Source organism: Mycetohabitans rhizoxinica HKI 454 (genome assembly GCF_000198775.1).
Lineage (GTDB): Bacteria > Pseudomonadota > Gammaproteobacteria > Burkholderiales > Burkholderiaceae > Mycetohabitans > Mycetohabitans rhizoxinica.
This window is the reverse complement of sequence record NC_014722.1, coordinates 2501760-2528472: the sequence shown is the minus strand read 5'-3', so window position 1 is coordinate 2528472 and position 26713 is coordinate 2501760. Positions and strand designations below refer to the sequence as shown.

The 26713-nt window shown below is 63.5% G+C and carries 27 protein-coding genes, 1 tRNA gene and 3 pseudogenes; 11 read left to right on the top strand and 20 right to left on the bottom strand.

Features of this window, described 5'->3' with window-relative positions:
• Nucleotides 1-256 precede the first annotated feature (256 nt).
• The 3 genes from RBRH_RS11135 (at nt 257) to RBRH_RS20960 (ending at nt 2118) form a co-directional block, all read left to right on the top strand.
• A complete protein-coding gene (locus RBRH_RS11135) occupies nt 257-835 on the top strand; it encodes an acyloxyacyl hydrolase (protein ID WP_041753868.1) in 579 nt (192 codons plus the stop codon).
• A gap of 60 nt (nt 836-895) precedes the next feature.
• Nucleotides 896-1174, top strand: coding sequence for a DUF4440 domain-containing protein (locus tag RBRH_RS11130; RefSeq protein ID WP_370645091.1), 279 nt, complete (start codon nt 896-898; stop codon nt 1172-1174).
• Between the two features lie 821 nt (nt 1175-1995).
• Nucleotides 1996-2118 (top strand): hypothetical protein, encoded by a 123-nt coding sequence (locus tag RBRH_RS20960; RefSeq protein ID WP_255743505.1) that lies wholly within the window; start codon nt 1996-1998, stop codon nt 2116-2118.
• A 205-nt stretch (nt 2119-2323) separates the two neighbouring features.
• Here RBRH_RS20960 and ybiB read toward each other — a convergent pair.
• Nucleotides 2324-3335: pseudogene (gene ybiB, locus RBRH_RS11125) on the bottom strand (DNA-binding protein YbiB).
• A gap of 382 nt (nt 3336-3717) precedes the next feature.
• Here ybiB and RBRH_RS11120 point away from each other — a divergent pair.
• The 3 genes and pseudogenes from RBRH_RS11120 to RBRH_RS11110 all read left to right on the top strand — a co-directional run bounded on the left by RBRH_RS11120 (nt 3718) and on the right by RBRH_RS11110 (nt 5347).
• Nucleotides 3718-4413, top strand: a complete 696-nt coding sequence (locus RBRH_RS11120; protein WP_041753867.1) for a fumarylacetoacetate hydrolase family protein — start codon at nt 3718-3720, stop codon at nt 4411-4413.
• Nucleotides 4414-4430: 17 nt separating this feature from the next.
• Nucleotides 4431-4712: pseudogene (locus tag RBRH_RS11115) on the top strand (glutathione S-transferase family protein); the annotation flags it as partial.
• Nucleotides 4709-5347, top strand: a complete 639-nt coding sequence (locus tag RBRH_RS11110) for a LysE/ArgO family amino acid transporter (protein WP_013436369.1) — start codon at nt 4709-4711, stop codon at nt 5345-5347. The pseudogene RBRH_RS11115 and the gene RBRH_RS11110, both read left to right, overlap by 4 nt.
• 29 nt (nt 5348-5376) lie before the next feature.
• Here RBRH_RS11110 and ftsY read toward each other — a convergent pair whose 3' ends face one another.
• Nucleotides 5377-6744: a signal recognition particle-docking protein FtsY gene (ftsY, locus tag RBRH_RS17430; protein WP_255743508.1), complete on the bottom strand. Its 1368-nt coding sequence runs from the start codon at nt 6742-6744 to the stop codon at nt 5377-5379.
• A 482-nt stretch (nt 6745-7226) separates the two neighbouring features.
• Here ftsY and rsmD point away from each other — a divergent pair, with 482 nt between their 5' ends.
• From rsmD to RBRH_RS11090, 3 genes are all read left to right on the top strand, one after another.
• A complete protein-coding gene (gene rsmD, locus RBRH_RS11100; RefSeq protein WP_013436367.1) occupies nt 7227-7940 on the top strand; it encodes a 16S rRNA (guanine(966)-N(2))-methyltransferase RsmD in 714 nt (237 codons plus the stop codon).
• A 150-nt stretch (nt 7941-8090) separates the two neighbouring features.
• On the top strand, nt 8091-8594 hold the full coding sequence (gene coaD / locus RBRH_RS11095) for a pantetheine-phosphate adenylyltransferase (RefSeq protein WP_041753866.1): 504 nt from the start codon (nt 8091-8093) through the stop codon (nt 8592-8594).
• A 208-nt stretch (nt 8595-8802) separates the two neighbouring features.
• Nucleotides 8803-9075, top strand: coding sequence for a YfhL family 4Fe-4S dicluster ferredoxin (locus RBRH_RS11090; protein ID WP_013436365.1), 273 nt, complete (start codon nt 8803-8805; stop codon nt 9073-9075).
• A 56-nt stretch (nt 9076-9131) separates the two neighbouring features.
• Here RBRH_RS11090 and pth read toward each other — a convergent pair whose 3' ends face one another.
• The 7 genes and pseudogenes from pth to RBRH_RS11055 form a co-directional block, all read right to left on the bottom strand.
• The gene (gene pth / locus RBRH_RS11085) at nt 9132-9731 is read right to left on the bottom strand and encodes an aminoacyl-tRNA hydrolase (RefSeq protein ID WP_013436364.1); all 600 of its coding nucleotides are present in this window, start codon (nt 9729-9731) and stop codon (nt 9132-9134) included.
• 174 nt (nt 9732-9905) lie between these two features.
• Entirely contained in the window at nt 9906-10523 is a 618-nt protein-coding gene (locus tag RBRH_RS11080; protein ID WP_013436363.1) for a 50S ribosomal protein L25/general stress protein Ctc, read from the bottom strand.
• A 187-nt stretch (nt 10524-10710) separates the two neighbouring features.
• Entirely contained in the window at nt 10711-11664 is a 954-nt protein-coding gene (locus RBRH_RS11075; protein WP_041753865.1) for a ribose-phosphate pyrophosphokinase, read from the bottom strand.
• Between the two features lie 81 nt (nt 11665-11745).
• A tRNA-Gln gene (locus RBRH_RS11070) sits at nt 11746-11822 on the bottom strand.
• Nucleotides 11823-11874: 52 nt separating this feature from the next.
• Nucleotides 11875-12777 carry a 4-(cytidine 5'-diphospho)-2-C-methyl-D-erythritol kinase gene (gene ispE / locus RBRH_RS11065; protein ID WP_013436361.1) on the bottom strand — a complete coding sequence of 301 codons (903 nt, stop codon included), beginning with the start codon at nt 12775-12777 and terminating at the stop codon, nt 11875-11877.
• Nucleotides 12778-12813: 36 nt separating this feature from the next.
• A pseudogene (gene lolB / locus RBRH_RS11060) lies at nt 12814-13441 on the bottom strand (lipoprotein insertase outer membrane protein LolB).
• A 71-nt stretch (nt 13442-13512) separates the two neighbouring features.
• Complete coding sequence (locus tag RBRH_RS11055; protein WP_013436359.1) at nt 13513-15294, bottom strand: tetratricopeptide repeat protein; 1782 nt, start codon at nt 15292-15294, stop codon at nt 13513-13515.
• A 91-nt stretch (nt 15295-15385) separates the two neighbouring features.
• Here RBRH_RS11055 and mutM point away from each other — a divergent pair, with 91 nt between their 5' ends.
• Complete coding sequence (mutM, locus tag RBRH_RS11050; RefSeq protein ID WP_041753864.1) at nt 15386-16216, top strand: bifunctional DNA-formamidopyrimidine glycosylase/DNA-(apurinic or apyrimidinic site) lyase; 831 nt, start codon at nt 15386-15388, stop codon at nt 16214-16216.
• A gap of 85 nt (nt 16217-16301) precedes the next feature.
• Nucleotides 16302-17378: an A/G-specific adenine glycosylase gene (locus RBRH_RS11045; RefSeq protein WP_013436357.1), complete on the top strand. Its 1077-nt coding sequence runs from the start codon at nt 16302-16304 to the stop codon at nt 17376-17378.
• 6 nt (nt 17379-17384) lie between these two features.
• Here the strand turns inward: RBRH_RS11045 and RBRH_RS11040 are convergent, their stop codons facing one another.
• From RBRH_RS11040 to RBRH_RS10990, 11 genes are all read right to left on the bottom strand, one after another.
• Nucleotides 17385-18023, bottom strand: a complete 639-nt coding sequence (locus tag RBRH_RS11040; protein WP_013436356.1) for an LON peptidase substrate-binding domain-containing protein — start codon at nt 18021-18023, stop codon at nt 17385-17387.
• A gap of 24 nt (nt 18024-18047) precedes the next feature.
• Complete coding sequence (rapZ, locus tag RBRH_RS11035; RefSeq protein ID WP_049786488.1) at nt 18048-18962, bottom strand: RNase adapter RapZ; 915 nt, start codon at nt 18960-18962, stop codon at nt 18048-18050.
• Nucleotides 18963-19016: 54 nt separating this feature from the next.
• Complete coding sequence (hprK, locus tag RBRH_RS11030; RefSeq protein ID WP_041754506.1) at nt 19017-19985, bottom strand: HPr(Ser) kinase/phosphatase; 969 nt, start codon at nt 19983-19985, stop codon at nt 19017-19019.
• A gap of 97 nt (nt 19986-20082) precedes the next feature.
• Entirely contained in the window at nt 20083-20538 is a 456-nt protein-coding gene (ptsN, locus tag RBRH_RS11025; RefSeq protein ID WP_013436353.1) for a PTS IIA-like nitrogen regulatory protein PtsN, read from the bottom strand.
• Between the two features lie 256 nt (nt 20539-20794).
• On the bottom strand, nt 20795-21145 hold the full coding sequence (gene hpf, locus RBRH_RS11020) for a ribosome hibernation-promoting factor, HPF/YfiA family (protein ID WP_041753863.1): 351 nt from the start codon (nt 21143-21145) through the stop codon (nt 20795-20797).
• A 186-nt stretch (nt 21146-21331) separates the two neighbouring features.
• Nucleotides 21332-22846 carry an RNA polymerase factor sigma-54 gene (locus tag RBRH_RS11015; protein WP_013436351.1) on the bottom strand — a complete coding sequence of 505 codons (1515 nt, stop codon included), beginning with the start codon at nt 22844-22846 and terminating at the stop codon, nt 21332-21334.
• 170 nt (nt 22847-23016) lie between these two features.
• Nucleotides 23017-23796, bottom strand: a complete 780-nt coding sequence (lptB, locus tag RBRH_RS11010; RefSeq protein ID WP_013436350.1) for an LPS export ABC transporter ATP-binding protein — start codon at nt 23794-23796, stop codon at nt 23017-23019.
• The gene (gene lptA, locus RBRH_RS11005) at nt 23793-24491 is read right to left on the bottom strand and encodes a lipopolysaccharide transport periplasmic protein LptA (protein WP_013436349.1); all 699 of its coding nucleotides are present in this window, start codon (nt 24489-24491) and stop codon (nt 23793-23795) included. Before lptA ends, lptB begins: the two co-directional genes overlap by 4 nt.
• A 27-nt stretch (nt 24492-24518) precedes the next feature.
• The gene (lptC, locus tag RBRH_RS11000) at nt 24519-25124 is read right to left on the bottom strand and encodes an LPS export ABC transporter periplasmic protein LptC (protein WP_013436348.1); all 606 of its coding nucleotides are present in this window, start codon (nt 25122-25124) and stop codon (nt 24519-24521) included.
• A gap of 3 nt (nt 25125-25127) precedes the next feature.
• Nucleotides 25128-25658: a KdsC family phosphatase gene (locus RBRH_RS10995; RefSeq protein WP_013436347.1), complete on the bottom strand. Its 531-nt coding sequence runs from the start codon at nt 25656-25658 to the stop codon at nt 25128-25130.
• Nucleotides 25659-25665: 7 nt separating this feature from the next.
• Nucleotides 25666-26649: a KpsF/GutQ family sugar-phosphate isomerase gene (locus tag RBRH_RS10990; protein WP_041753862.1), complete on the bottom strand. Its 984-nt coding sequence runs from the start codon at nt 26647-26649 to the stop codon at nt 25666-25668.
• Nucleotides 26650-26713 lie beyond the last annotated feature (64 nt).

The following is a 26713-nucleotide window of genomic DNA, read 5'->3' as shown; positions in this document are numbered from 1 at the left end:
ACTTCACCGAGTGCTAACTCGTTTGACGGCCGATGGTGCCGCAGGTTCCTTTAAACTATTGATAAGTCTATTCTAATAGTTATTTTAATTGACATGCCGGCGCGCAGAGAAGTTTCCTCCGGTGCGCGGGCCGGGCATAAAACCGAAAAGAAAGCCGAAAAGGGCGGCAAAGAGGCGTATTGAGCAGCGATCCGGGCGGCGGCCTAAAATGGCGGCCCAACCACGTTGTCAGTACTTGCTTAACATTTGGAGAGCAATGAATCCGTTCACGACGAAGCGCGGTCCGACAGTGCCAGCGCGGCGTGTGGCGCGCGCCGCGTTAGCGGCGCTGGCGCTGGCTGCCAGTGCGGCAGCCCACGCGGACCGGTTTGGCGTTCAGCTCGGCGGCGGGCTCGGAGACCGCCACATCAAGAAGGGCGATCTGGCGCTAATATGGGATCCGGACCTGACGTGGTGGGATACGGGATCCTGGCACTTTGCACTGGTCGGCGAGGCCCATGTGTCCTATTGGCACACGGACAAAGGCGCCGTACATTCCAATATCGGCGAGTTTGGCGTGACGCCGGTCGTACGCTTTATTAAGAAAAGCGGCCAGATTCGCCCATTTGTCGAGGCTGGCGTGGGCGTGCGGTTGTTGACGCACCCGCGCATTGCCGAGCGCTTCACCGTCTCCTCGGCGTTCCAGTTCGCGGACATGGTCGGCGTCGGCGCGCAGTTCGGCGAGCGCCAGCAGTACCAGGCGGGATTTCGTTTCCAACACGTGTCTAATGGCGGTATCAAGCGGCCGAATCCTGGTATCAATTTCACCCAGCTTTATCTGCAGTACAACTTCTGAAGCGGGGCCACGTACGGTCTGTTTCGCGTTCGAAGTGAGGCACAGAGGGCGGCCAAGGTTATTGAGACGATCCGGGGGCTGGAGCGCAAGCGCTTTCAACAGCAAGTGATCGATTCGATCGTCGGCGGCCGGCGGCGCTATCGGCAGATCGAGGTGCAGAGCCAGGAGATCGTGCCGCTGTCCCACGATATTTGCATGGTGAACGGGCGCGTGCTGATCGAGATGGAAGCCAACAGCGGCGCACTCGTGTACCCGATTGCCTACACGGCGGTCCAGGCAAACGACAACGGGCACTGGCGTCTGGTCGTCTGGCATGCGACGCGCTGTGCGGTGGAGTGAGCCGGTGCCACCGGGCTTCGTGTCCGCAAGCCGGGAAGCGGACTGCGGCAGCGGGTTGCCGCGTGCCGGTCGTCGCCGCAGTGGCGGGCGTCATCCTCCTTGCCGCCATGGGCTGGGTTTTCAACAGTAGCGTGCGACCCAGATCGGTGCTCACACCGGCGCGTCGGCTATGGACCGAGTGGGCCATCGGCGCGAGCGCAGGCGCATGTCCGGCGTTGCATCGCCGGCGCAGCCGGCGGCCTGGGGCGGGCGGATTTTCGTCTGCGGCGTGGACTGGGTAGAGGTCGCGGATTGCATGGTGAGCCTCGTTCGATTCGTCGATGCATCGTCAGGGTAAGGAGCGAACGAAGGTTGGCGGGCTGCCGTGCGAGGCATGCCAGCCGGGCGGTAAGGGCGCCGGGAACGCGCGACGGTCAGCGCAGCCATTCGGGGCTGTCGAGCGGGTGGGCGGCGAAGCTTACGTAGGAAAATCTGCATCTCAGGTTTCATCGTTGAGCGCGGGCTGCGTTGTTGTCGTCCTTGCGGTCCGGTCAAAGCCGAACGGCCGATGAGGCGATAGCATGGTCGCTGTCAAACGACCGGCGAGGGTTGCGCGAGGGCTTGCTCAGCGGCGGGTAGGCGGCTTGATGCGGTTTCTGCCGGATGTAGGTCGGTCCGAATGTCAGCGCGAAGAAAGGATTTTGCGGCCCAATGCGAAACACTGTGCCGTTGTGCGAATGCGCGTGAGCGACTCGCGCATGAGGTAATTTGGCCACGATGCCAGAAGCTATATTGATGTCGCGTACAAAAAGTACGCTATCCGAAACAATATGGAGATTGATATGAAATCCAAAGTAATGAAGGTAATGATGGCGGTTGCGTTGACCGTATCGGCCGTGACGGGTATTGCTGTGGCAACGAGCCAAAGCAGCTATGCGTGTGGCGCCGGCCGTCCCTGCGTCTAGTCTTGCGGCGCAATAGGATCATTTGCAGCAAAGCAGTAAAACGTGTGTCGCTGCGGCTATCCGACGCTGCCGCAGCGATACGCCAGCACAACGTAGCGAGCGAATCACAAACATGTCACCACGCGTTGAGCCGTTGCATGGAACATAGCGTGTGCAGGCAACACAGGTGGACAGCGTTGCTGATCGGCCGCAATGGCCGATGCGCTCACGCGCACGGTGCCTGTCCCGATTCCTTCCATCGGGCAACGCGTTCGATGAGTTCAACTTGCTTCACGATGGCCTCGGGTGCCCTCGCGTGGCCATCCAGTACGTCCGTTATCCATCGCGCGGTCGTTGCCGCATCCAACGCGTCGGGCAGTTCGACCACGGGTGCTTGCGTCGATGCACGTTCAGTATCGACCAGTGTCTCGCATACCTGATCATGCAGCCAATCGACCTGCACCCGGCGCTGGGTATCGGCCGCGGCTTCTCCCTCGGTTCCACGCGCCAGCAACACACCACCGGCTGCTGCCTGCGGGAAATCGCGGAACAGCGCTGACAGGCTGTCACGGTAAGCCGGATGGGTATAGTTGACCAGCCGCAGTCCCGGTTCGGCGAACGGTTGCAGCAGCTTGACCAGCGTATGGGTCGTATTGCGCACGCCGAGTGTCGCGCGTAGCCCGAGCAAGCGTGACATCTTGGGCGCGAGCACGTCGATCGGCGCAAATGCGACCCGCGCGTGAGCGAGTGCCGGGTCAATTTCGTCGATCGAGCGCGCAGCCGGCAGGTCCAATTCGGCAAAGATTTCGGCGCTGGTCACCCGTCCCGGGTCCACTGTCACGCCATGCACGAGTACCGGCACGCCGCGACGCGCAAGCAACAAAGCGAGCAGCCGGTGTGAGGTTTGGCTGCTTGCGCGCGCCGTTGTAGCTCGGTATTGACACAGGGCGGTAGCGATCGCCGCGCGTGGCGAGTGGTCTGAGCGACGCTTGCGCTGCAGCAAGCATCGCCGCAAGCTCCTGCGGCGTCTCGCCCTTGACTCTGTAAGCGAGCACCACTGCGCCCAGCTCGACATCGGAGACGCGCCCGTCAAGCATCGCGGCATAGAGCGCATAGGCATCGTCATGCGAAAGCGCGCGCGCGCCGCGCGCTCCTCGCCCGATCTCTTTGATCAGCGGCGCACAACGAAAACTTGCGTCGCCGGGCGTGCTGTCGGATAACGGGTTCGATTCAGTCATGGCATCGGGCGACCGATGCACCGGCTATGTAAGCGCATGTGCGATGCGATCAGCCGCTTCACTTCGGGAATGCAGGAGCCACACTGAGTACCGCATCCGAGGCTTTCTTGCAAGCGCGCAAGGCATGCCGCGCCGGGCTGGAGATCGCCACCGGCCCGTAGCCCCAAGGGCGTTTCGGTGATTGAACGTTCGCGGAACCCGACACAGTTGCATGCTGCCTTGCCGCAAGCCGTACGATGGTTGCAGTACTCGGAGGACCGCGTCACCGCCGCAGTGATCGGTCCCGGTTTAAACTTGGGTGTTTCGTCTAATGCGTGCGCCTCGCCGGTTGTTCCGCGGGCGGATACCGATGTAGTGCTCACACGCGTCAGGAGGGCATGTGATGGCTTATTTATTCGAGGTGCCCAACCCTGCGGTGCCGGTGGCTCAGTCGTCCGATGTGTTTCCGGTGCGCCGTATCTATTGTGTTGGCCGAAACTACGAAGCGCACGCGCGCGAGATGGGCCACGACCCGCAACGCGAGCCCCCCTTTTTCTTTAGCAAGCCCGCCGACGCAGTGCTGTATGTGGCGCCCGGGACCGTAGGCGAATTTCCGTATCCGCCTGAGTCGGGCGAGGTCCATCACGAGATGGAACTGGTCGTGGCGATCGGGCGTGGGGGGCGCGACATCCCGGTGGAGCACGCACTGGAGCATGTGTACGGCTATGCGCTCGGGCTTGACATGACGCGCCGCGATTTGCAGGCGCAGGCTAAGAAGCTGGGCCGTCCCTGGGACATGGCCAAGGGCTTTGACCTGTCTGCGCCAATCGGGCCGATCCATCCGGTATCGCAGGTCGGGCACGTCGCTGCCGGCCAATTGTGGCTGACGGTCAATGGCGCGCCGCGACAGCACGCGGACGTGTCGACGATGCTCTGGCCAGTGCCGGAAACGATCGCCTACTTATCGCGGTTCATTGCTCTGGCGGCGGGCGACCTGGTCTATACCGGAACGCCGGAAGGGGTGGGGGCGGTGGCGAAGGGCGATGTGCTCGAAGGCGGCCTGGACGGATTCGACATACTGACATTGCGTGTAGTCTGACACGCGCGCCCTAGGAGCAAGCTCATGAGGCACAAAAAGACGCGTGGTGCCGCCACTGGGTTGAGACGGGCTTCAGCGCGTTTAACGCGCAGTTGGCGAACGATTCGCGCATCGGCAAGTTTGCGATCGGCGACACGCCGACCCTCGCTGACCTGTGCATCGTGTTGCAAGTTTTCAACGCGCAGCGCTTCAACATCGACCTGGCGCCCTTTGCCGCGATCCAGCGCCTCTTCGACAACGCGATGCAATTAGACGCATTCCGCCATGCTATGCCCGCCGCTCAGCCGGATGCCAAATGAGCTGGGCTGAATCATTGCCGGTGTTCGGATCGACCTATGCGTCGGGCTTCGGATTGTGCGCGAGTCTGATCGTTGCGATCGGCGCGCAGAATGCGTATGTGCTGCGACAGGGTCTCAAACGCGTGCACGTTGGGATGGTCGTCGCGATCTGCGCATCGATCGATATCGTGCTCATCGCGGCGGGCGTCGCCGGCATGGGCGCGTTGATGACTCGGATGCCGGCGTTGCTCGTGGTGGTCAAATACGTCGGCGCGCTGTTCGTATTCCTGTATGGCCTGCGCGCGCTGTACAGCGCGTGGAAAGGGCCGGGACACCTCGATACATCGGATCGAGACGGTGCGCAGTCGGCGGGTGGCATGGCCGGCACGATCGTCGCATTATCGCTGCTTAATCCGCATGTCTATCTCGATACCGTCGTGCTGCTCGGCGCGGTCGGCGGCCGCCATCCATGGCCGGCCAACCTGTGGTTCGCGCTCGGTGCAATGAGCGCGTCACTCGTATGGTTCTGCGCGCTCGGCTACGGCGCGCGGCTGTTACGGCCGGTGTTCGAGAAAGACGTCGCGTGGCGCGTGCTCGATGTGCTGATCGCCTGCGTGATGGGTTGGATCGCGCTGATGCTGGTGTCAGGCGGCTAACCGGGACGGGCACGCGTTGCGCCGCGTGCTTACCCGAGCAGCGCGTCGGCAAATTCGGCGGCGACGAACGGTTGCAGGTCTTCGACCTTCTCGCCAACGCCGATGAAATACACCGGCACTGGGCGTTGGCGCGCAATGGCGGCCAGGATGCCGCCCTTGGCGGTACCGTCTAGCTTCGTGACGATGATTCCAGTCAACCCCAGCGCCTCGTCGAACGCCTTGACCTGGGCCAACGCGTTCTGGCCGGTATTCGCATCAAGCACCAGCAGTATTTCGTGCGGGGCCCCGTCCATCGCCTTGCCGATTACCCGCTTGACCTTGCGCAGCTCCTCCATCAGATGCAACTGGGTTGGTAAGCGTCCGGCGGTGTCCGCCATCAGCACGTCGATGCCGCGCGCGCGCGCGGCGCCGACCGCGTCGAAGATCACCGCGGCCGGGTCACCGCTTTCCTGCTGGATCACAGCGACGTTGTTGCGCTGGCCCCAGATCACCAACTGTTCACGCGCGGCGGCGCGGAACGTGTCGCCGGCGGCCAGCATCACCGACTGGTTAAACGACTGCAGGTGCTTGGCGAGCTTGCCGATGCTTGTAGTCTTGCCGGCTCCGTTGACGCCGGCAATCATCATCACCAGCGGTTGGGCGCGGCCGAGCACCATCGATTGCTCAAGCGGCCTCAGCAACTCGATCAACAGCGTGCGCAGCGCCGCCTTGACCTGCTGTGCGTCAGTCAGTCGCTCGCTGCGGACCTTCTGGCGCAGTGCATCGAGCAGGTAAGTGGTGGCGTCCACACCGGCATCAGCCATCAACAATGCAGTCTCGAGTTCCTCGAACAGCGCCTCGTCTACCTTCACGCCGATGAAAATGCCGGTCAGGCTCGAGCTGGTTTTGGTCAGCCCCGATTTCAACCGGCTGAGCCACGAGCGCTTGGCGGCCGGCTCGGGAGCAGGGGGCGGCACAATCTCGACAATCTCTTCGCCCGCGTCGCCGACGGGCTGCTGTTGTTGCGTGGCGGTTTCGGCTAGCTTGGCGGGCACGGGTTGCGATGCCATGCCGGACGCGGAACGGGTCGAGACTCCAGCAAAGAGCGCCGGGGCTGCAGAAGAGGTGGTGTCGGGCGAAACGACGGGTGCCGCAGTGGCCGTGACGGCTGGTGGGGGGGCTGACGCTGGTGCAGCGGCCGCTGTTGGCGAAGTAACGTGCACTGGTGAAGCCGCGGGCGCGTCAGCACCAGCACGCGATGATGGCGCCGCAGATGTCGGCGAAAGTACCGGTGCTGGCGAAGCCTCGGGTGAGGATGACACCTCGGATGCTGTAGAGGTTGCCGATTGGACTGATCCTGCTGGCTGCGCTGGCCCGACGGAGGAGGGCACGGGCCCTGGCGCGCCGATTGCGGCCAGCGTGCCGCTTGGCGCCGCGTTAGGGGCCGACGCCGGTGCCGGTGGCGCGGCAGGGGCAGTAGATGCAGCAGGTGCAGCGGTCGTAGCGGGTGCAGTCGGCGCGACCGGCGCTCCACGCGCTTCAGACGCGCCCGGCGTGCCGGACGATGTGGTAGTTTGCGAGGCGGAATCCGCTACGGGCGCGTCTTGCTTCTGGCTGGACGAATCGCCCTTCCTGAATCGTTTGAAAAAGCTGAACATGGTTCGCAATGTGGCGGTACGCGCGCCGCGGGCGGGCGACGTCGGGGCCGGCAATGGGGCACCGGCGGCAATAGGGCGCCGGCGGCAGACTGGACATTCTAGCAGAGCGCCGCATGCGCTTCTAAGCTTGCGCGCCGGCTATGGTAAGGTGGCCTTCTCCCAACCTCGGCGCGGGAGGCTGGCTGGCTGCGCGCGGCGACGGCGGCCGTTCCCGCGTCATGACAGCCTAATGGAATGAATCGATGAGCCATTCGTCCCGCACGCGCGCCCGTACGTCGTTTGCCGCCTCCGCAGGTGCGCAAACGCGTGCCACCGGTGCCGCAGCATCGCGTCGCGTCGCCGCGACGCGTCACGCGCCGCACCAGGTCCGCCTCATCGGCGGTATCTGGAAACGTACGCCGCTGCCGGTCCTCGATCTGGCGGGGCTTAGACCGACGCCAGACCGTGTGCGCGAAACCTTGTTCAACTGGCTGGGCCAGCAACTGGATGGCCTGGTGTGCCTGGACCTATTCGCCGGCACCGGGGCGCTTGGCTTCGAAGCTGCGTCGCGCGGCGCGCAACGTGTGGTGATGGTCGAGCGCGATGCGCGCGCAGCTGCGCAACTAGGCGCGATCCGGCAAAAATTGGATGCGCAGGCGATCGACATCGTGCAGGCCGATGCGTTGCGGCTGGCAGCCGGCCTCGCGCCGGCGGGGTTCGACATCGTGTTCCTCGACCCGCCGTTCGATGCCGACCTGCTTGGACGCGCGCTGACGCTTGTGTTGCCGCTGGTGGCGCCCGGCGGTGCGATCTATGTCGAATCTGGTGCGCCATTGGCCGCGGTGCTGGACGCTCAAGCGCAGCAGGGCGTCGCTGCCACGCCCGGCTGGCCGTCGCTGCAGGAATGGCGCATCGTACGCCACGCGCGCGCCGGCGCGGTGCATTATCATTTGCTGCGGCGCGAAAATGGTGAATAATGCGCGTTCCAAAAACGAGCTGGCGGCGTTTTACCGCGACGTCACGCCGGCCACCGCTGTACCGGTCCCGCTTGCCGCCGGGCATTGGCGGCGAGTGCCAGCGCGACCGCGCATCGTGCTGCCGGCTTGTTAAGCGAGAGGAGAATATTGATGGTAGTTGCGGTCTATCCCGGTACGTTCGATCCGCTCACTCGCGGTCATGAAGATCTTGTGCGCCGTGCTTCAAGCATTTTCGACACGCTGGTGGTCGGAGTCGCCGACAGTCGCAACAAGAAGCCGTTTTTCTCGTTGCAGGAGCGCTTGGACATCGCGCAGGAGGTGCTGGGTCACTATCCGAACGTGAAGGTGATGAGTTTCGCGGGGTTGCTCAAGGACTTTGTCCGCGCCAACAATGCGCGGGTAATCGTGCGCGGCCTGCGTGCGGTGTCGGACTTTGAATATGAGTTCCAGATGGCGGGAATGAACCGCTATCTGCTGCCGGACGTCGAAACGATGTTCATGACGCCGTCTGATCAATATCAATTCATTTCGGGCACGATCGTGCGGGAAATCGCGCAGTTAGGCGGTGACGTCAGCAAATTCGTGTTTCCTTCAGTGGAGAGGTGGCTCAAGGACAAGGTCGCCGGGGCCTCTCGTGCCGCGGCCGGCGGTTGAAGGACCGCTTGCGTTCACTGACGCGGCGGCAGCGGTATTGTCGAAGCGGCGCGGTCTATCGCACCTGGCTCGGAGGCCACCGAGCGGACGTTCTTACTTTGCACGGACCGGACATTCTCACGTTACGCTGACACGCAACGCTGCGCAGCCGAGAAGCAGGCCAGAAAAGTTATAATGTGTTGTTTTTTCTCGGAAAGTTGGTGGCCGTATGGCTTTGATGATTACCGACGAGTGCATCAATTGTGACGTTTGCGAGCCCGAGTGCCCGAACGGCGCGATTTCGATGGGGCCGGAAATCTATCTGATCGATCCGGATAAATGCACCGAGTGCATCGGTCATTTCGACGAGCCGCAGTGTGTTCAGGTGTGTCCCGTCGAATGTATCCCGGTGAACCCCGAGCGGGTCGAGACCCGCGAGCAGCTAATGGACAAGTATCGCGCGCTGATGACGGTCGATGAGCGCGCCGACGGTGAGCGCTGAGCCACCCCGCGCCAATCTAATCGTCCTGTGCCGCCGTTGCGGCTTCTCTATCGTGCTTAAGCGCGGTGCAGTTGCATCATCGCGCGTTCCATCTCCCCGCTGACGATCAACGGCATCACCGCGAGACTTTTGTCGGTGGCTGCATCAATGCGTTGCTGCTCCTCCTTGCGCGGCGGTTTCAGCACGAAATTGACCACGTCGGGTTTGGTGCCTGCGCGCGCGCCCTCTGGAATCAGGTCCCGCGGATGGCCGATGCCGATACGTAGACGCCAATATTGCTGCGTCGACAGATGAGCGGAAATATCCTTCAAGCCGTTGTGTCCGCCACTGCCGCCGCCCAGCTTGAGCTTCGCGACGCCCGGCGGCAAATCCAACTCATCATGAACGACAAGGATGGATTGGGGCAGGATCTTGAAGAACTGTGCCACGGCCACCACGGACAACCCGGACCGGTTCATGAACGTTTGGGGTTGCAGCAAGTGAATTTCCGCGCCGTGCAGGCGCGTTTTCGCATAGGCGCCGTGAAAGCGCCGTTCGTCGCGTAGCGTGGCGCCTGTTTCGTGTGCGAGCTGGTCGATGAACCAGAATCCTGCGTTGTGCCGCGTGGCTGCATATTCGGCGCCTGGATTGCCGAGTCCGACGATCAACTTGATCATGACGGTCGTGCCGCTCGTGAATTCAGTTAAAAAAACCCGCCGGGCATGGCCTCGGCGGGTTACTTCGTCCCGCTGATCCGACTTCGTCGCATCGTACCAGCGGATCGAGAGGATCGATTCTATGATGTGACGGGCACGCAGTGCTGCGTCCCCGTATGCAGTGTCCGTACCGCGTTATGCGGCCGGCGTCCCGCCTTCCGACGATTCACCTGCTTCGTCCGACACCGCGCCCGCAGGCAGCGTCGCTGACACGATCACCGGGTTTTCCTGCTCGACGTGCGGCGTCAGTTCGACACCAGCCGGCAGCTTGACATCCTTCGCGTGCAACGACTGGTTCAACTCGAAGTTGGCCAGATCGACTTCGATGAACTCGGGCAGGTTGCCCGGCAGGCACGATACTTCAATTTCGTTCAGCACGTGCGTGATCACGCCGCCACCGAGCTTCACCGCCGGCGAGCCTTCCTGGTTCATATAGTGCAGCGGAACCTTCACCGTGATCTTCGTCTTTGCGTCAACACGCTGGAAGTCCACGTGCAGCACCAGCCGACGGAACGGGTGGTACTGCACGTCGCGCAGCAGCACTTGTTCGGTCGCACCGGCGATCTCGAGATCGAGAATCGACGAATGGAACGCTTCCTTGTTCAGCGCGTGGTACAGCGCATTATGGTCCAACTCGATCAACTTCGGTTCGGTGCCAGCGCCGTACACGATTCCCGGCGTCTTGCCGGCATTGCGCAGGCGGCGGCTCGCACCCGTTCCCTGCTGGCTACGTTCGAAAGCGACTACTTTCATATTGTTTCTCCAATGACTGCCCGCGACCAGGCAGTGGGTCCGGGCAAACTGCCCGGGTCATCAAAACGGGGCCGTCGAATCCGGCACGGATTCAGTCGGCCCCGAAATACGCGGCGCGCGTTCGTGACTGCGCACCGCGGGCCCAGCAGCGCCACTCGAGGGTGGCCTTGCCGGAATACAGCCATGCTCAGTGTTCAGCGAACAGCGACATCACCGAGTCGCCGCGGCGAATCCGCGAGAACGTTTCAGCCAGCAGGCCGGCGCATGACAGTGCACGAACCCGCGAGCATTCCAGTGCATCCTTGCCCAGCGGAATCGTGTCCGTCACGACCAGCTCGTCGAGTGCCGAGTCCGCGATGCGCTGAATCGCGCCACCGGACAGCACCGGGTGCGTTGCATACGCGAACACTTTCTTCGCGCCGCGCTCCTTCAGCACTTGTGCGGCCTTGCATAGCGTGCCAGCGGTGTCGACCATGTCGTCCATGATCACGCACGTGCGACCCTCGACTTCGCCGATGATGTTCATCACCTCGGCGACGTTTGCCTTCGGGCGGCGTTTGTCGATGATCGCCAGATCGGTATTCAGCTGCTTTGCCAGCGCGCGCGCGCGTACTACGCCGCCGACGTCCGGCGACACGACCAGCAGGTTGTCGTACGCTTGCTTGCGCAGGTCGCCGAGCAGCACCGGCGTCGCGTAGATGTTGTCAACCGGAATGTCGAAGAAACCTTGGATCTGATCGGCGTGCAGATCCATCGTAATGATCCGCTCGACACCGGCGATTTCCAGCATGTTGGCGACGACCTTCGCAGAGATCGCAACGCGCGCCGAACGCGGGCGGCGGTCCTGCCGCGCATAGCCGAAGTAGGGGATGGCCGCCGTGATCCGTCCGGCCGATGCGCGCTTGAGCGCGTCGACCATAATCATCAACTCCATCAGGTTATCGTTCGTCGGCGCACAGGTCGACTGCAAGACGAACACATCCTTGCCGCGGACGTTCTCCTGGATCTCGACCTGGATTTCCCCGTCCGAGAAGCGGCTGACCATTGCCTTGCCAAGAGGGATACCCAGGGTTTTGACGACTTCCTGCGCAAGCGCGGGATTCGCGTTGCCAGTAAATACCATCAGGCCGTCACTGTTCATCGTGCACCTGCTACTCGGGGGGCGTGGCATGGGATGGAGCGTGTGGCGCTAGGGCAAGATCATGCCCGCGCTATGGGTAACTGGCAGGGGAGGAAGGACTCGAACCCTCGAATGCCGGAATCAAAATCCGGTGCCTTAACCAACTTGGCGACTCCCCTACACGAACCGTCTGCCTGGTCGGGACTCGCGTACCCGACGCGGCGAAACCTTTTATGACGCGAAAGTGTACAGCGGATGGCGGTCCAGGCTTGATGCTATCGCACTTTGCCAGCTGACGGGGAGCTTTGCTTGCGCCAACTCCGCTTCCGCCCTGCTGGGAAATGCTGCGAATACACTCGCACCCGATCCCGTCATACGTGCGCGCGCGATTGTCGAAAACCAATCCAACACTTGCGCCACTTCTGCGTATTTTCCTGCGACAACCGGCTGCATGTCGTTTCGGCCAAAATGATCCGGCCAACCCGTCTCGCTTGCCTTGTTGTCCTCAGCGATGTTTTGCTGTGCAAGAAAGTCCGTAATTGTGATGCGTTTGGTGTCTCTTGTCAATGCATCGGATCGGAAAATTTCAGCGGTCGGCACATGCACTGCGGGTTTAACCACCAGGAACGTGCGTGCCGGCAGCTGAACCGGTTGCAGTTGCTCGCCCACGCCTTGCGCAAATGCATTGCGCCCGAACACGAAGAACGGCACGTCGGCGCCCAGTTCTAGTGCCAGGGCTTGCAGCGTCGCACGCGGCAGATGCAGCCGCCACAGCCGGTTCAACGCGAGCAGCGTGGTTGCCGCATCCGAGCTGCCGCCGCCGATGCCGGCTCCCATTGGCAGGCGCTTGTCGATGTCGATCTCCACACCGTAGCGGCAACCGCTGTGCTGTTGCAGCAGCTTCGCCGCTCGAACGCTTAAGTCAGCCTGCTCGGGGACTCCGTCCAATGGCCGCAGGTGGCGCACCGTGCCATCGTCGCGGCGCCGGAAATGCAGCATGTCGCTCCAGTCCAGCAACTGGAACACCGTCTGCAGTTCGTGGTATCCGTCCTCGCGGCGGCCGGTCACATGTAGGAAAAGGTTCAGCTTCGCAGGGGCTGCGCAGTCGCGCAGCATGTCTTCGGTTTCAGTCATGGGGGGCTCATCGCGCCGTGCATGCCCGTGCGCGGCTTATTGGTCCAGTACGAGCTTGACCGCCAGTGGTGGCGCCTGCCGCGTCAGGTTCACGCGCTTGACGCGGCTTGCCGGCGCGTCGGCGTACGCCAAGTATTCAATCGTCCAGCCGTCCTGCTCGACGTGGCTCAGGCGGCCGGCGCTGTCGGTCGACGTCAACGCGCGCGAGTCTGGCGACACGGATGACTGCAACCAGTAGCGCAGCCCTTCGACCGGCAGTGAGAAGCCCAGCGTGTCCTGCATCAGCTCAAATACGCTTGGTGCCGTCTGTGGCGCCTTGTTGGGCAACTCGAGGGTGGCCAATCCTGGCGCCGACGCGATGATGGCCAGCGTCTGACCGAGCGGGCTGAGCAATTGCAGCTTGACGGTCTGGCCGGTTTCCTGCCAATCGAAATTGCCGTACGCGTTGCGCGGCTGCCCATTCTGGTCCCTCGTAGCTGACCGCGAAGCGTCCATGGTACGTGTGCACGGTTTGCCTGGCCTGCGCGCCGCCTGCTGTGCCGGCAACGGGCACAGTGGGCCGCTGTGGCGTCGCACAGGCGGCCAGCAGCGCAGCGAGCCCGAGCGCGCCACACCAGTGGCGCAGGGCGCGCGGCTGCCGCGGGCCGCTAGCGACGCCGCGCAACACGCGGCGAACAGACGAAACACAACGAACAGGCTGGGCGCGCACGCCGGCCAGTAGTGGAATTCGGTTCATCACAGGTCGTCGATCTGGAAACGTTTCAGCGTCTTGACCAGCGTGTCGTTGTGCGGTTCCAGTTTCCGTGCGTCGCGCCACGCCGCGCGGGCCTGGTCGCGATCGCCGTTTTCCCACAGCACCTCGCCCAGATGCGCGCCGATCTCCGCGTTCGGCTGCAAGTCGTACGCGCGACGCAGCACCTTCACCGCATCAGCCTTGTCGCCGAGCCGATACTTGATCCAGCCGACGCTGTCCATGATGAACGCATCATTTGGTGCCAGCGACGATGCTTTCTCGATCAGCTTGTTGGCTTCGTCCAGCCGCTCGTTGCGCTGCGCGAGCGAATAGCCGAGTGCGTTATAAGCTTGCGGATTGTCCGGTTGCAGCCGGATCAGATCGCGCAATTGCTTTTCCATTACGTCGTAGTGACCGTTGCGCTCGGCGGCCATCGCATAGTCGTAGAGCAGGTCCGGATCGTCCGGGAACGCCTGAGTCGTTTGCGCGAGCCGCGCCTCGGCCTCAGCATAGCGCTTGGCGTCGAACAGAATCGCGCTGTCGGTGCGCGCGATCAGTGCCGCTTCGCGCGGCGTCGCCGCCTTGAGCCCGGCGAGCAGGTGGCGCGCGTCGTCGACTTTACCGTCGCGGGCGATGAGCTGCGCGCGCGTGATTTGTCCCGCCAGGTGTTGCGTGCTGCCGGGGGGGATCTTGTCCAGCCATTGCGACGCCGCCTGGTCATCCTTTTGCTCAAGCGCGATCTGCGCTAGATAGATGTATGCTTGGCCCGGATCGGCGTTTGGCTGGCTTTGCGCGGCCGCGACGTACCGTTGCAGATATTGCTTCGCGCTCGGCCAGTGCCGCTGCTGGATCTCGATCAGCGCGAGCGCCATTAATGGCAGCAGGTCGTGGCTGCCGTCATTGGCCAATCGCGCGAACTCGACCTTCGCGTCGTCCAGCCGGTCGCCGGCCAGATACAACTGGGCGAGCGACATCCGCGCCTCGCGCGCCTGTGGATTCTTTCGTACGTATTGCGACAGCCGCTGCGTGGCCTGCGCGCGATCCTGCGGGCCGAGTTGCGCGAGCAGCAGCATCGCGGGCAGGAAGTCGGGCTTTTCCTTCAACGCGGTTTGCAGCGATTGGCGCGCGCCATCGCGGTCCTGCGCAAGCGCCTGCTGCCGGGCGATCGCGTAGTTCGCCTCGGGCTTGTCCATGTCGTGACGCAACAAATTCTGCAGCACATGCAGGCCCGAGGTGCGGTTCGGGCCGCGCGCCAGCAGCATTTGCAGCCCGATTAGCGCATTGGCACGATTATCCGGCGCGACCTTCGCCAATTGCTGCTCCAGCAGCGGCTTGGCTTCCTCGGGCTTGCCAGCCAGCACCAGCAGCGAGGCATCGATTTGCGCGGCACGGTCCGATTGGGGCGCGTACTGTTGCCACAGCTGTGCCGCGTTCAGCGCGTCAACTGGGCTTTGCGCAAGCAGCGCGATTTCCGTGGCGCGCTGCGCAAAGCGCGGGTCCATCGTGTCGCGGGCCAATGCCAGGTAAGTTTGGTAGGCCGGCGCGGGCTGGTTGCGCTGCAGGGCGATCTCGGCGGCCAGCACCTGGTAGACCACCTGGCTGGTTAGCGGCAGGCGCGGCAGCGCCTTCTGCTCATCGGGCGTTGGCGTGCTGATGATATCGGTCAACTCCGGCGAGTCGTTGTCCTGCGCGGCGGCGGGCCGTGCGAGCACGAGCGAGACGGCGAGCAACGCGGCGGCCGCCGCCGGGCCCCGGTGGAGCAGCTTGGCAAGAAGCAGGTTCATGGAAATCCAGTCAATGTTTCGATGGATTGTAACGCGGTGGCTACAATAGCGGGCGTGGACCACGGTGTGTCCACCCGCCTGCCTGTTAGACATGCCAGAACTGCCGGAAGTTGAAGTGACGCGACGCGGAATCGAACCGTATGTCGCTGGACGACGCGTGCAGCGCGTCGAGGTGCGCAATTTCGCGCTGCGTTGGCCGGTGCCGGCCACGCTGGCGCGCGAGCTTGAGCAACGCGTGATCCACAAAGTGGAACGGCGTGGCAAGTACCTGCTGTTCGAGCTGGACGACGGATGGCTCATCGTGCACCTGGGGATGACCGGCACGCTACGCGTGCTGCGCAACCTGCCCGCGTTGCCGCCCGCCGCCCGGCACGATCATATCGACTGGGTCTTCGATGAGTTCGTGATGCGCTTTCGCGACCCGCGCCGCTTCGGTGCGGTGTTGTGGCACCCGCGCGCGTCGGGCGACGTGCTCGAGCATCCATTGCTGGCCAGTCTTGGCGTCGAGCCTTTTTCGAGCGCATTTTCGGGCGCGTTGCTGCATCGTCGCACGCGCGGGCGCACGGTGTCGATCAAGCAGGCGCTGATGGCTGGCGACATCGTCGTCGGCGTGGGCAACATCTATGCGTCCGAGAGCCTGTTTCGCGCCGGCATTCGGCCGAGTACGCCGGCGGGACGCGTGTCGCTGCCGCGCTATGAACTGCTGGCCGACGCCATTCGCGCGACACTGGCGGCGGCAATCGACAAGGGTGGCAGTACGTTGCGCGACTTCGTCGGCAGCCACGGCGAGAGCGGTTATTTTCAACTCGACTATTTCGTCTATGATCGGGCCGGCCGGCCTTGCCATGCCTGCGGTGTGCCGATCCGGCACATCGTGCAAGGGCAGCGCTCGACCTATTACTGTACGCGCTGTCAGCGCTGAATCGATTCCTTGGAGGCCAACATAGAACCCCGCTGATTTCGCGCCGCGCCTGATTGCATGGCAGCGCACGCATGGGCGGCACGAGTTGCCGTGGCAGCGCAGCCGGGACCCGTATCGAGTCTGGCTGTCCGAGATCATGCTGCAGCAGACGCAGGTCTCGACGGTGATTCCGTATTATTCGAGGTTCCTCGCACGCTTTCCGCACGTTCACGCATTGGCGGCTGCCGCGGCTGACGACGTGATGGCGCTATGGAGTGGACTGGGGTACTACACTCGCGCGCGCAATCTGCACCGGTGCGCGCAGGTCGTCGTCCAGCAGTATGGCGGCGCGTTCCCGCAGACCGTGGAGCAACTTGCGGCGCTGCCGGGAATTGGCCGCTCGACGGCGGCGGCCATTGCTGCATTCTCGTTCGGCGTGCGCTCGCCGATACTAGACGGCAATGTCAAGCGCGTGCTCGCGCGGATTTTCGGGATTGACGGCTTTCCGGGCGACAAGCGCGTGGAGACCGCGATGTGGGCGCTGGCCGAGTCGTTGTTGCCGGCGGATGAGGTATCCGACGAGGCGTCCGGTGAGGCATCCAATGACGCATCAGGTGACGTACGTCAGCGCGATGGCGCACCGGTCGAGCCCATTGTGGCGTATACGCAAGGACTGATGGACTTGGGGGCGACGCTGTGCGTACGCAGCCGGCCTGATTGCGGTCGCTGCCCGTTCGCACACGCATGCGTGGCCAACCTGACGGGCCGGCAACGCGAACTGCCGGCCGCCAGGCCCAGGAAGGCTGTGCCGACGCGCCGCACGATGATGCTGGTGCTGCGCAGTGCCGATCAGGTGCTGCTCGAGAAACGCCCGCCGTTGGGTATTTGGGGTGGGCTCTGGAGCTTGCCCGAGGCGCCGGACGTGGACGGGCTCGCCGCGCGCGCGGCGCAACTCGGCGGTGCGCCGGTTGTACTGGCGCCACTTGCTCCGCTGGCACACACGTTCACGCATTTTCGCCTCGAAATTGAGCCGCGGCTCGCGCAACTGGTGGGTGAGCCGCGGGCCGCCGTGCGCGACGCGCAGGCGGACACTGCATGGGTGCGGCTGGATGCCATCGGCGACTATGGTCTGCCCGCGCCGGTGCGCAAGCTGCTCAATGCGCTGGACGGAACGTTATTGTAGCCTGGGCTACAGCAGTTGGTGCTGCAGCATGTAGTGATGCACGACGTCGATCCGCGCGCCGGCATCGAGGACTTCCATCAGTTTTTGCCGCGCGCGCGCGGAGATCGGCAGGACCTCGGCGAGCCGGTTGGAGACCCAGCTCGGATCGTCGAACGCGTACGGCTCGATGAAGGGCAAATTGCCCAGGTCACGCTCGGACAGCGTGGCGACGATCCGCTCAAGCACCTCTGCGCACGCGCCGAACTTCGCGATGCGCTCGTCGCCGCTTAGCGGGCGATCCTCGGGCAGCAACTGCACCTGGCCGCGCAGCAAGCCGTCGGGTTCGGTCCGATGCGACAACAACCGGAAGCGGCGCGTGCCTCGGGTGCGGATATGCATTAGGCCAAAACGCTCCACGTCGCAATCAACGATTTCGGCCAGGCAGCCGATCGATTCGGGCACCGGCGGATCATCCGGCTGGATCACCTCGCTGCCGCTCTTGAGCAAGCATACGCCAAACGGCGCCTGATTGCGCAGGCAGTCGCGGGTCATATCCTGGTAGCGGGCTTCGAACACCTTCAACGGCAACAGGCCACCAGGAAACAGCACCGTGCGCAACGGGAACAGAGGCAGCTCGGCAAGGGTATCGGATGGGACGGTTGGCATACGTTTCGTGCTCGGTTGGCGCGGCTAGCCGGGCGCTCGGGCCGATGTGCTGGCAAACGGCGCGCTGCCACCGTGCACGCCGGCGATCTCGCGATGCCGCACCAGCACGTTTGCGTCGCTTGCGAAGCGCGCGGCGAGTGCCTCGGCAATGTAGACGGAGCGATGCTGCCCGCCGGTGCAGCCGATCGCCACGGTCAAGTACGCGCGATTGTCGTTGCGGAAATGCGGCAACCACTTGGATAGGTACTCGGCGATATCGTCGATCATCGCGCCGACCAGCGGCGTGGCGGCAAGAAAGTCGATCACCGGCGGATCGAGTCCCGTCAGCGGCCGCAGTTCCCGGTCGTAATAGGGGTTAGGCAGGGTCCGCACGTCAAATACCAGATCGGCGTCTAGCGGAATGCCACGCTTGAAGCCGAACGACTGGAACATCAGCGCGAGACCGCTGTGGTCGTGTTCGATGAACTGCTTGACCCAGGCGCGCAGCGTGTTCGCGCGCAGGCTGCTGGTGTCGATCTGGTGCCCAAATTCCGCTAGATTGGCCACCAGCTCTCGTTCGTGCTCGATCGCATCGGCCAGCGAAGTTTGCGTGCCATCGAGCGCGTCATTCGCCATTGACGCGGATAGTGGGTGCTTGCGGCGCGTCTCGGAGAACCGCTGAATCAGTGCTTGCGTGCTCGCATTCAAGAACAGCACGCGAACGTCGTGGGTGCGGCCGAGTTCACGGATGATTTCCGGCATTTCGTCTAGCGAACGCGCTGAGCGCGCGTCGATCGCGACGCCGAGCCGCACCTGGCCCTCCCGGGACAGGAATGCCACGAGTTCCGGCAGAAACCGTGGCGGCAGATTGTCGACGCAGTAGTAGCCGGCATCCTCGAGCGCCGCGAGTGCCACCGATTTGCCGGACCCGGACATGCCGGTGATCAGGATGATTCGCATCAAGTCAGGGTTCATGCGTTTCATCATAGCAGCGCCGCAGCGCTTCGGGCCGCTTCAGATCAGCTTGCCTGGAAATTGTCCGTCCGGATCCTGCATCGCGAGCCGCTGGCGCTCCATAAAATCGCGTAACGTATCGATGCCGCGCAATTGCAGAATCGTGTTGCGCACGGCAGCTTCGACCAGCACGGCGAGGTTGCGGCCGGCCGCAACCTGGATCGTAACTTTGCTGATCGGCAAGCCCAGTACGTCAACCGTCTGACTTTCTAGGGGCAGGCGTTGGAATTCGCCGTCGGGGCGGCGCACCAGTTGCACGATCAGCTTGAGTTTCATTTTTCGACGCACCGCGGTTTCGCCGAAAATCGTCTTGATGTCGAGCAGCCCGAGGCCACGCACCTCCAGCAGGTTCTGCAGCAGCGGCGGGCAGCGGCCTTCGACGAAATCTGGGCCGAGCCGCACGAAGTCGACCGCATCGTCCGCGACCAGCCCATGGCCGCGGCTGATTAATTCCAGCCCCAGCTCGCTCTTGCCGAGTCCCGAGTCGCCAGTCAACAGCACCCCCATGCCGAGGATGTCAAGGAACACGCCGTGTAGCGTTGCGCGCGGCGCAAGGATGCGCGACATGTACAGCCGCAGGCTGTCGATCACGGCGGCGGCGGACATTGGCGTGGTGAACAGCGGTGTCGAGGAGCGCGTGCAGCGAAGCACCAACTCCGGCGGCGCCGCTACGCCACCGGCCACGACCAGGAACGGCGGTTCAAGGGCGATCAGCTCGGCCATGTTGCGCGAGCGATCCTCATCGCTTTGCCGCTGGTAGTAGTTGACCTCGGCTTCGCCCAGCACCTGGATCCGGTTCGGATGGATCAGGTTCAAGTGGCCGACCAGGTCGGCGCTGGAGGTCGCATTGGCGACGGTTTCCGTCGAGAAACCGCGGTCCCAGCCTTCATGGCCCGTCAGCCAGCTCAGCTTCAGCGAAGCGGCGTTGTCGTCGAAGATGCTTTGCGCGTTGATGCTGGACGTGTCCATGGTGGCCTTCTCGGGTTGCGTCGCGCGGCGCGGCTCATTGCAGTGCGGTGCGCATGCGCCTGAATCCATTGTGTTGGAAGCGCACGCGTCGCGGGGATCAGGGTTGCCACTGAGTCAGCAGTTGGTGCAGCGCGTCACGGTCCGGCTCGGTGGACAGGCTCTCGCGCGCGTGCCGGTCCGACAATAGTTGTGCGATTTCGGACAGGATTTCGAGATGTTGCTGCGTTGCCTGTTCTGGCACAAGCAGGAAGATCAGCAATTGGACCGGCTGCCCGTCCGGCGACTCGAACGGAATCGGTTCGGCAAGCCGCACGAATGCCGCCAGCGGCTGCTTTAGCCCCTTGATGCGCCCATGCGGGATCGCCACGCCTTCGCCCAGACCGGTCGAGCCGAGCCGTTCGCGCGCAAACAGGTTATCGGTGACGACGCTGCGGGCAATGCCGTTTTGATTTTCGAAGATCAGGCCGGCTTGTTCAAAAACCCGCTTCTTGCTGGTAACGGACAGACCCAGCACGACATTCTCAATTGGCAGGATTTTAGCTAGACGATTCATATGGACAGGCGAAAAGCAATTGTATCGCGCACGGGCTGTCGGCCAGCACCGGGGGCCGCGCGACGACTCACGGCAAACGCTTTCCGGCTGATGATTTTATAGGGGTCAACTATGGTAACCAAAATATTATAGATCAAGCGAGTTGCGCATAGTGCAACGCGCAAACGCAGGTTCGGCCAACGCAATACAACGCGTGCGGGTAACGAAAAAGCCGCCCAGCGGCGGGCGGCTTGGCTAACGCGGATCCGAGCCGCGCTCAGGATGCCGGTTGCTCGGGAACAGGCACGTACTTGATCGCCTCGTGCTGGTGACCTTGCAGCCGGTCCTTATACCGCAGTACCTGACGGTCGAGTTTGTCGATCAGCATGTCGATCGCCGCGTACAGATCGCCATTCGCGCTCTCGACAAAGATGTCCTTGCCCTTCAGGTGCAGGTTGACCTCCACCCTTTGCCGTTTTTCCTTTTCCTTGTGATTGTCCACGGCCAGTAGCACAGTGCCATCGATCACCTGGTCAAAATGCCTGAGTACTCGTTCGAGCTTCGCGACCACATATTCGCGTAGGGCGGGCGTGACTTCCAGGTGGTGTCCACTGATCTTCAGGTTCATAGCTGCCTCTCCGTGCTCAATAGCCGCTGGCGCAAAGGCATGATCCGGCGCCGCTCGAGTCTCGTCCCGCTTGTGGCGTGCACCCCGTCTTGACGAAAAGGCGTGGCGGGCCGATATCGGCCGGCTCCTGACCATATCTTATCTAAGCGCCGCGGCCGGTAAACGCCCACCGCAACATGCAGTAGGCTATAACGACTTACGCATGCTAACAGCTGGAATCTTCAGCGCTTCGCGATATTTCGCCACAGTTCGACGTGCGACCACGAAGCCTTGTTCGGCCAGCAGTTCAGCGATGCGGCTATCTGAAAGAGGTGATTTTGGGTCTTCGGCTCCTATCAGTTGCTTGATAAGCGCGCGGATCGCGGTCGATGACGCCGCGCCCCCCGTGTCAGTTGATACATGCGAGCCAAAGAAGTACTTGAACTCGAGCGTCCCAAAGGGCGTCAACATGTACTTCCCAGTCGTGACCCGCGATACGGTCGACTCATGCAAGCCCAGCGTATCAGCAATTTCTCGTAAAACCAAGGGGCGCATCGCGATCTCGCCATGCGCAAAAAAACTGCGCTGACGCTCGACGATCGCTTGTGCGACGCGCAAAATCGTGTCGAAACGTTGCTGGATGTTCTTGATCAACCAGCGCGCTTCCTGCAGTTGCTGGCGCAACGAACCGCTGCTCGGGTCGCCTCGGTTGCTGCGCAGGATGTTCGCGTATAAGTGGTTGACCCGCAGCCGCGGCACGACTTCGGGATTCAATTCCGCCTGCCATCCCTGCGAGGTTTTCTTCACGATGATGTCCGGCACCACGTAGTCGGCCTCGGCCTTGCCGTACGCGGCGCCGGGGAACGGCTCGAGCGAGCGGATCAGTGCGTGCGCGTCGCGCAGCGCGTCGTCGCTGGCCTTCAGGTGCTTGCGCAGACGCGTGAAGTCGCGCGCCGCCAGCAACTCTAGATAGTTCGACACGATTTCCAGCGCCAGCGTGCGCGTGGCGCTCGGCTCCAGCCGCAACAATTGCAGCTTCAGGCATTCGGACGCTGAGCGCGCCCCGACTCCTGCCGGATCGAAGCTGTGCAGCAGCGCGAGCGCCGCGTTCAGCTCATCGGCGTCTACCTCAAGCTCGGCCGGCAAATCGGCGAGGATTTCGTCGCAACTTGCGCTCAGGTAGCCATCGTCGTCCAGCGACTCGATCAAAAACGTGACCAGCGCGCGGTCGCGCGGGCTAGCCTGGGTCAGGCGCAACTGCGTGCTCAAATGCTCGCGCAGGCTGACCGTGGATTCGTGCAGCTGCAGCGGCGGCATGTCGTCGTCGTCGGAGGCGCCACCGGGGCGCACATAGTCGTCTAGGTTCCACGACGCCGTGTCGGTGCCGCTGTCGCTGCTCATGCCGTCGTATTCGTCGACGGCGGCCGGCTCCGCGCTTTGCGCGCGCTCGCCGTTCACGCCGCTGGGCACCGGTGCTGGCGCCTCGGCCATGCCGGTGGGCAGCGCGCTGCTTTGCGACGGCACCAGTGAGCCGTCCGCGGCGACCCGCAACGGGCTCGCGATCCAGTCGTTCTCGTTCTCCAGCAAGGGATTCTGTGCGATCGCCGTGGCGACCTCCTGCTGCAATTCGAGCGTCGACAGCTGCAGTAGCCGGATCGACTGCTGCAATTGCGGAGTCAGCGCCAGATGCTGTGATAGACGGAGTTGGAGGCTTGCTTTCATGGCAAATTATTTTTCATTGTAGACAGTTTGCCACGTCGGCGGAACCTTGAGGAAACACGTTGGCCCGTTTTGTGCATGAGGGAACGAGTCGGCGTGCGCGAGCCAAGCGCTGGCGCGTCGTCGTCGCCAGCTCGATGCTGACTGAGGCGGAAGCCGCCCCAGTGAAGGCATTACATACGAAAATGTTCGCCCAGGTACACGCGGCGCACGCTCTCGTTCGCGATGATTTCCTTGGGCGCGCCGGCCGCGAGCACGCTGCCATCGCTAATGATGTACGCGTGGTCGCAGATGCCGAGTGTCTCGCGCACGTTATGATCCGTGATCAACACGCCGATGCCGCGCTCCTTCAAAAAGCGCACAATCTTCTGGATTTCCAGCACGGCGATCGGGTCCACGCCGGCAAACGGCTCGTCCAGTAGGATAAAGCTGGGGCGGGTGGCGAGCGCGCGCGCGATTTCGACACGGCGCCGCTCGCCGCCGGACAGCGACATCGCCGGATTGTCGCGCAAGTGCGCGATCTGCAGCTCCTCGAGCAACGCGTCGGCACGCGCCGATACCGCTTGCTTGGACAGCGGTTTGCCGCGCTCGTCCAGTTGCAGCTCCAGCACCGCGCGGATGTTCTCGTTGACGGACAGCTTGCGGAATACCGACGCCTCCTGCGGCAGATAGGACAACCCCATCCGGGCGCGCTTGTGGATCGGCAGCAGGCTAATCGACGTGTCGTCGAGCATAATCTCGCCGGCATCGAGCGGCACCAGTCCGACGATCATGTAGAACGAGGTCGTCTTGCCGGCACCGTTCGGTCCGAGCAGCCCAACCACTTCGCCGCTTTTCACGTCGAGTGACACGTCCTTGACGACGGTGCGCGCGCCGTAACGCTTGCGCAAATTGCGCACCGACAGCGTGCTGGCCGCAGCCGGGGCGGACACGGAGAGAGCCGATGCGTTCATGGCTGCGACGTTTCTTGCCGCGTCGTGGAGGGGGACAGCGTCACGTCGCTGGCCGGTTGGGGCAGCGCGCCGCCTCCCGTGCTGGGCGTGAGCATCGCGCGCACGCGTCCGCTCGGATTGCCCGGTCCCGCGACATCCTTGCCCGACTGCGCGGTGTAAAAGTCCTTCTGGCCATCGTAGGTGATCACACTGCCGCGCACTTCATCGACGAGCTTGGACAACCCCTGCAGGCGCCGCACGACGGCGCGCGTGGTCAACGTCGTCAGATCCTGCTTGCCGTCGTAGTCGATGCGCACCGCGTTGCCTTCGATGTATTCGTTCATGCCGTCGCGCTTCTGCCGGAAATACGATGGCGTGTTGCCGTTGCTGGTGCCGGTGGCGTGCTGGTAGCCTTGCGGGTCTTGCTTGACCTCTACGCGGTCCGCACGGATCAGGATCGTGCCCTTGGTCGCGACGACGTGGCCGGTGAAGACCGTCAGCTGCTTGAGGTCATCGTACGTCATGTTGTCCGCTTCGATGTTGAGCGGCTTGTCGCGATCCGCACGCTCGGCGTGCGCGACGGGCAGCGACAGCGCAAGCGCGACGGCCAGCGTCGACACGATCCGCCTGCCCGCTGTGCGGGCGCCGCTTGCCCCGGCGCAGCGCTTCGGATGCAGCGTGCGCGCAGGCACGGGGCGGTCATACATTGGGTTCATGCGCGTCGTGCGAGAAAGAGGTGCCCGTCATTGACCGAACGGTCCGCCCGCCGCCGTGTCGGACGCGGCAATCATGCCGCGTACCTGGCCGAGCAGACGCATTTCCCGGGTCACGTTGTTGTAGATCATGCCATTGGCCGTCATCTGGGACAGGCCGCGCAGTAGTTTAACCGGCTTTTCAGTTTCGATGATGTCGTCGTGGGTCAGCACGCGGAAGTGCTCGGAGTCGGCTTGCATCCGCGGATCGGTCGGACCTGCGTCGCGCACGATGCGCGCGTCGTCGTACAGGTCCACGATCGAGCCGTCCGCATTAATGACAGCGCGCTTGCCGGTGGCGGTGACGACCGGCTGGCCCGGCGCGAACGCGCGGATTGCCGGCAGCGTCGCATGCGTCGCCGCATCGTCCTCGTAGTGGACCATCGACGCAGCCGCGATCCGGTACTGCGTCACGCCACTTTCGTCCAGCATTGAGATCGAGAAGTGGTCGGCGAAATAGTCCGGCGTATGCGCCTTGTCCGCCGATACCCCCTGCGACGGGCGCGGTAGCGTATTTTGCAGCAGCCAGTACGTACCGGCGGCGAGCACCGCCATGATCACGAGCGGCAACCAGGCGGACACGCGCATCTCGCGCATCGCTCAGCCTGCGCACGCCGCCGCGAGCAGACCGTCATACCGGCCCTGCGCGCGCAGCAGTGTATCGATGACTTCGCGAGCAGCGCCGTGACCGCCGTGGGCGGTGGCGATCCAGTGCGCGCGACTGCGTACCTCGGGGTGCGCGCCCGCCGGCGCGGCGGCAAAACCGACGCGCAGCATGACCGCCAGATCGGGCCAGTCGTCGCCCATGTACCCGCATTCGTTGGCGGTGACGCCGGCGGCATCTAGCAACTTGCCGAACGCGACGAGCTTGTCGCTGATCCCCTGGTACAGATATGACACGCGGATCTCGCGCGCGCGCAATTCGACGATCTTCGACTGGCGCCCGGTGATGATCGCGGTCGCGACGCCGGCCTGCTCGAGCAGCTTCAACCCATGGCCGTCCATCGAGTTGAAGCCCTTCATTGCGTCGCCGTCCGGCGTGAAGTACAACGTGCCGTCGGTTAGCACGCCATCCACGTCAAAGATCATCAGCTTGACGCGCGCGGCGCGTTCGATTGCGGTTAGGGCCATGGTCGGATCAAATGACTTTGGCAGAGAAAAGGTCGTGTGTGTTCAGCGCGCCGATCAGCATGCCATCGGCGCCCACGACCAGCATCTGGTTGATGCGGAATCGCTCCATCAGTTCCACGGCCTCGACCGCTAGCTGTCCGGCACTGATCGTGCGCGGTTTGTGTGTCATCACGTCGGTGATCGGCAGGCCCAGGATGTCACCCTTATGCTCTAGCACGCGGCGCAAATCACCATCGGTGAAGATGCCTTCCACGCGCGAATCCCCGTCCACGATCGCAGTCATGCCTAGCCGTTTTGCGGTGATCTCGAACAACGCGTCCCGCACCGTCGCGCACAGCGTCACGCGCGGCACCTCGTCGCCGGTGCGCATCACATCGCGCACATAGGTCAGCAGGCGCCGGCCCAATGTGCCGCCCGGATGCGAGCGCGCAAAATCGTCGGCGGAAAAGCCGCGCGCGTCGAGCACCGCCACCGCCAGTGCGTCGCCAAGCGCGAGCGCGGCTGTGGTGCTGGCCGTGGGCGCGAGGTTCAGCGGGCATGCCTCCTTCTCCACGCGCGCATTTAAGTGCACGTCGGCCAGCTTGGCCAGGCTCGATTCCGGCCGGCCAGTCACCGCAATCAATTTTGCGCCGAGCCGCTTGATGAGCGGCAGGATCTCAATCAACTCCTCCGATTCGCCGGAGTTGGACAAACCGATGAACACGTCGTCGGCAGTGACCATGCCCAGGTCGCCGTGGCTCGCCTCGGCCGGATGGACGAAGAACGCGGGTGTGCCGGTGCTCGCCAGCGTGGCCGCCAGCTTGCGCGCAATATGGCCTGACTTGCCGATGCCGGAGACCACCACGCGCCCCTTGCAGGCCAGCAACATTTCCACCGCGACGACAAACTCGCCGTTCAGGCGCGTACTTAGGCCCCGGATGGCCTCTGCCTCGATGTCGAGCACATGCTGCGCCAGCTGCAATGCCCGGGCGCCATTGATTTTCGCTATCATGCGCGGAGTATAGCAAACGCGCATTTAGCTCGCGGCGCACCCGGCGGCGTGGCTCCCGAAGCGT

Coding starts and splice junctions, on each gene's coding strand:
- RBRH_RS11055 (WP_013436359.1), bottom strand. CDS start 15,294: ATGAACCTGCTTCTTGCCAAGCTGCTCCACCGGGGCCCGGCGGCGGCC.
- RBRH_RS11120 (WP_041753867.1), top strand. CDS start 3,718: ATGGCTTATTTATTCGAGGTGCCCAACCCTGCGGTGCCGGTGGCTCAG.
- lptC (WP_013436348.1), bottom strand. CDS start 25,124: ATGCGCGAGATGCGCGTGTCCGCCTGGTTGCCGCTCGTGATCATGGCG.
- pth (WP_013436364.1), bottom strand. CDS start 9,731: ATGATCAAGTTGATCGTCGGACTCGGCAATCCAGGCGCCGAATATGCA.
- lptA (WP_013436349.1), bottom strand. CDS start 24,491: ATGAACCCAATGTATGACCGCCCCGTGCCTGCGCGCACGCTGCATCCG.
- lptB (WP_013436350.1), bottom strand. CDS start 23,796: ATGAACGCATCGGCTCTCTCCGTGTCCGCCCCGGCTGCGGCCAGCACG.
- RBRH_RS11090 (WP_013436365.1), top strand. CDS start 8,803: ATGGCTTTGATGATTACCGACGAGTGCATCAATTGTGACGTTTGCGAG.
- hprK (WP_041754506.1), bottom strand. CDS start 19,985: ATGGACACGTCCAGCATCAACGCGCAAAGCATCTTCGACGACAACGCC.
- RBRH_RS20960 (WP_255743505.1), top strand. CDS start 1,996: ATGAAATCCAAAGTAATGAAGGTAATGATGGCGGTTGCGTTGACCGTA.
- ptsN (WP_013436353.1), bottom strand. CDS start 20,538: ATGAATCGTCTAGCTAAAATCCTGCCAATTGAGAATGTCGTGCTGGGT.
- coaD (WP_041753866.1), top strand. CDS start 8,091: ATGGTAGTTGCGGTCTATCCCGGTACGTTCGATCCGCTCACTCGCGGT.
- RBRH_RS10990 (WP_041753862.1), bottom strand. CDS start 26,649: ATGATAGCGAAAATCAATGGCGCCCGGGCATTGCAGCTGGCGCAGCAT.
- rapZ (WP_049786488.1), bottom strand. CDS start 18,962: ATGCGAATCATCCTGATCACCGGCATGTCCGGGTCCGGCAAATCGGTG.
- RBRH_RS11040 (WP_013436356.1), bottom strand. CDS start 18,023: ATGCCAACCGTCCCATCCGATACCCTTGCCGAGCTGCCTCTGTTCCCG.
- hpf (WP_041753863.1), bottom strand. CDS start 21,145: ATGAACCTGAAGATCAGTGGACACCACCTGGAAGTCACGCCCGCCCTA.
- RBRH_RS11015 (WP_013436351.1), bottom strand. CDS start 22,846: ATGAAAGCAAGCCTCCAACTCCGTCTATCACAGCATCTGGCGCTGACT.
- RBRH_RS10995 (WP_013436347.1), bottom strand. CDS start 25,658: ATGGCCCTAACCGCAATCGAACGCGCCGCGCGCGTCAAGCTGATGATC.
- RBRH_RS11135 (WP_041753868.1), top strand. CDS start 257: ATGAATCCGTTCACGACGAAGCGCGGTCCGACAGTGCCAGCGCGGCGT.
- RBRH_RS11110 (WP_013436369.1), top strand. CDS start 4,709: ATGAGCTGGGCTGAATCATTGCCGGTGTTCGGATCGACCTATGCGTCG.
- ispE (WP_013436361.1), bottom strand. CDS start 12,777: ATGACTGAAACCGAAGACATGCTGCGCGACTGCGCAGCCCCTGCGAAG.
- RBRH_RS11080 (WP_013436363.1), bottom strand. CDS start 10,523: ATGAAAGTAGTCGCTTTCGAACGTAGCCAGCAGGGAACGGGTGCGAGC.
- rsmD (WP_013436367.1), top strand. CDS start 7,227: ATGAGCCATTCGTCCCGCACGCGCGCCCGTACGTCGTTTGCCGCCTCC.
- mutM (WP_041753864.1), top strand. CDS start 15,386: ATGCCAGAACTGCCGGAAGTTGAAGTGACGCGACGCGGAATCGAACCG.
- RBRH_RS11075 (WP_041753865.1), bottom strand. CDS start 11,664: ATGAACAGTGACGGCCTGATGGTATTTACTGGCAACGCGAATCCCGCG.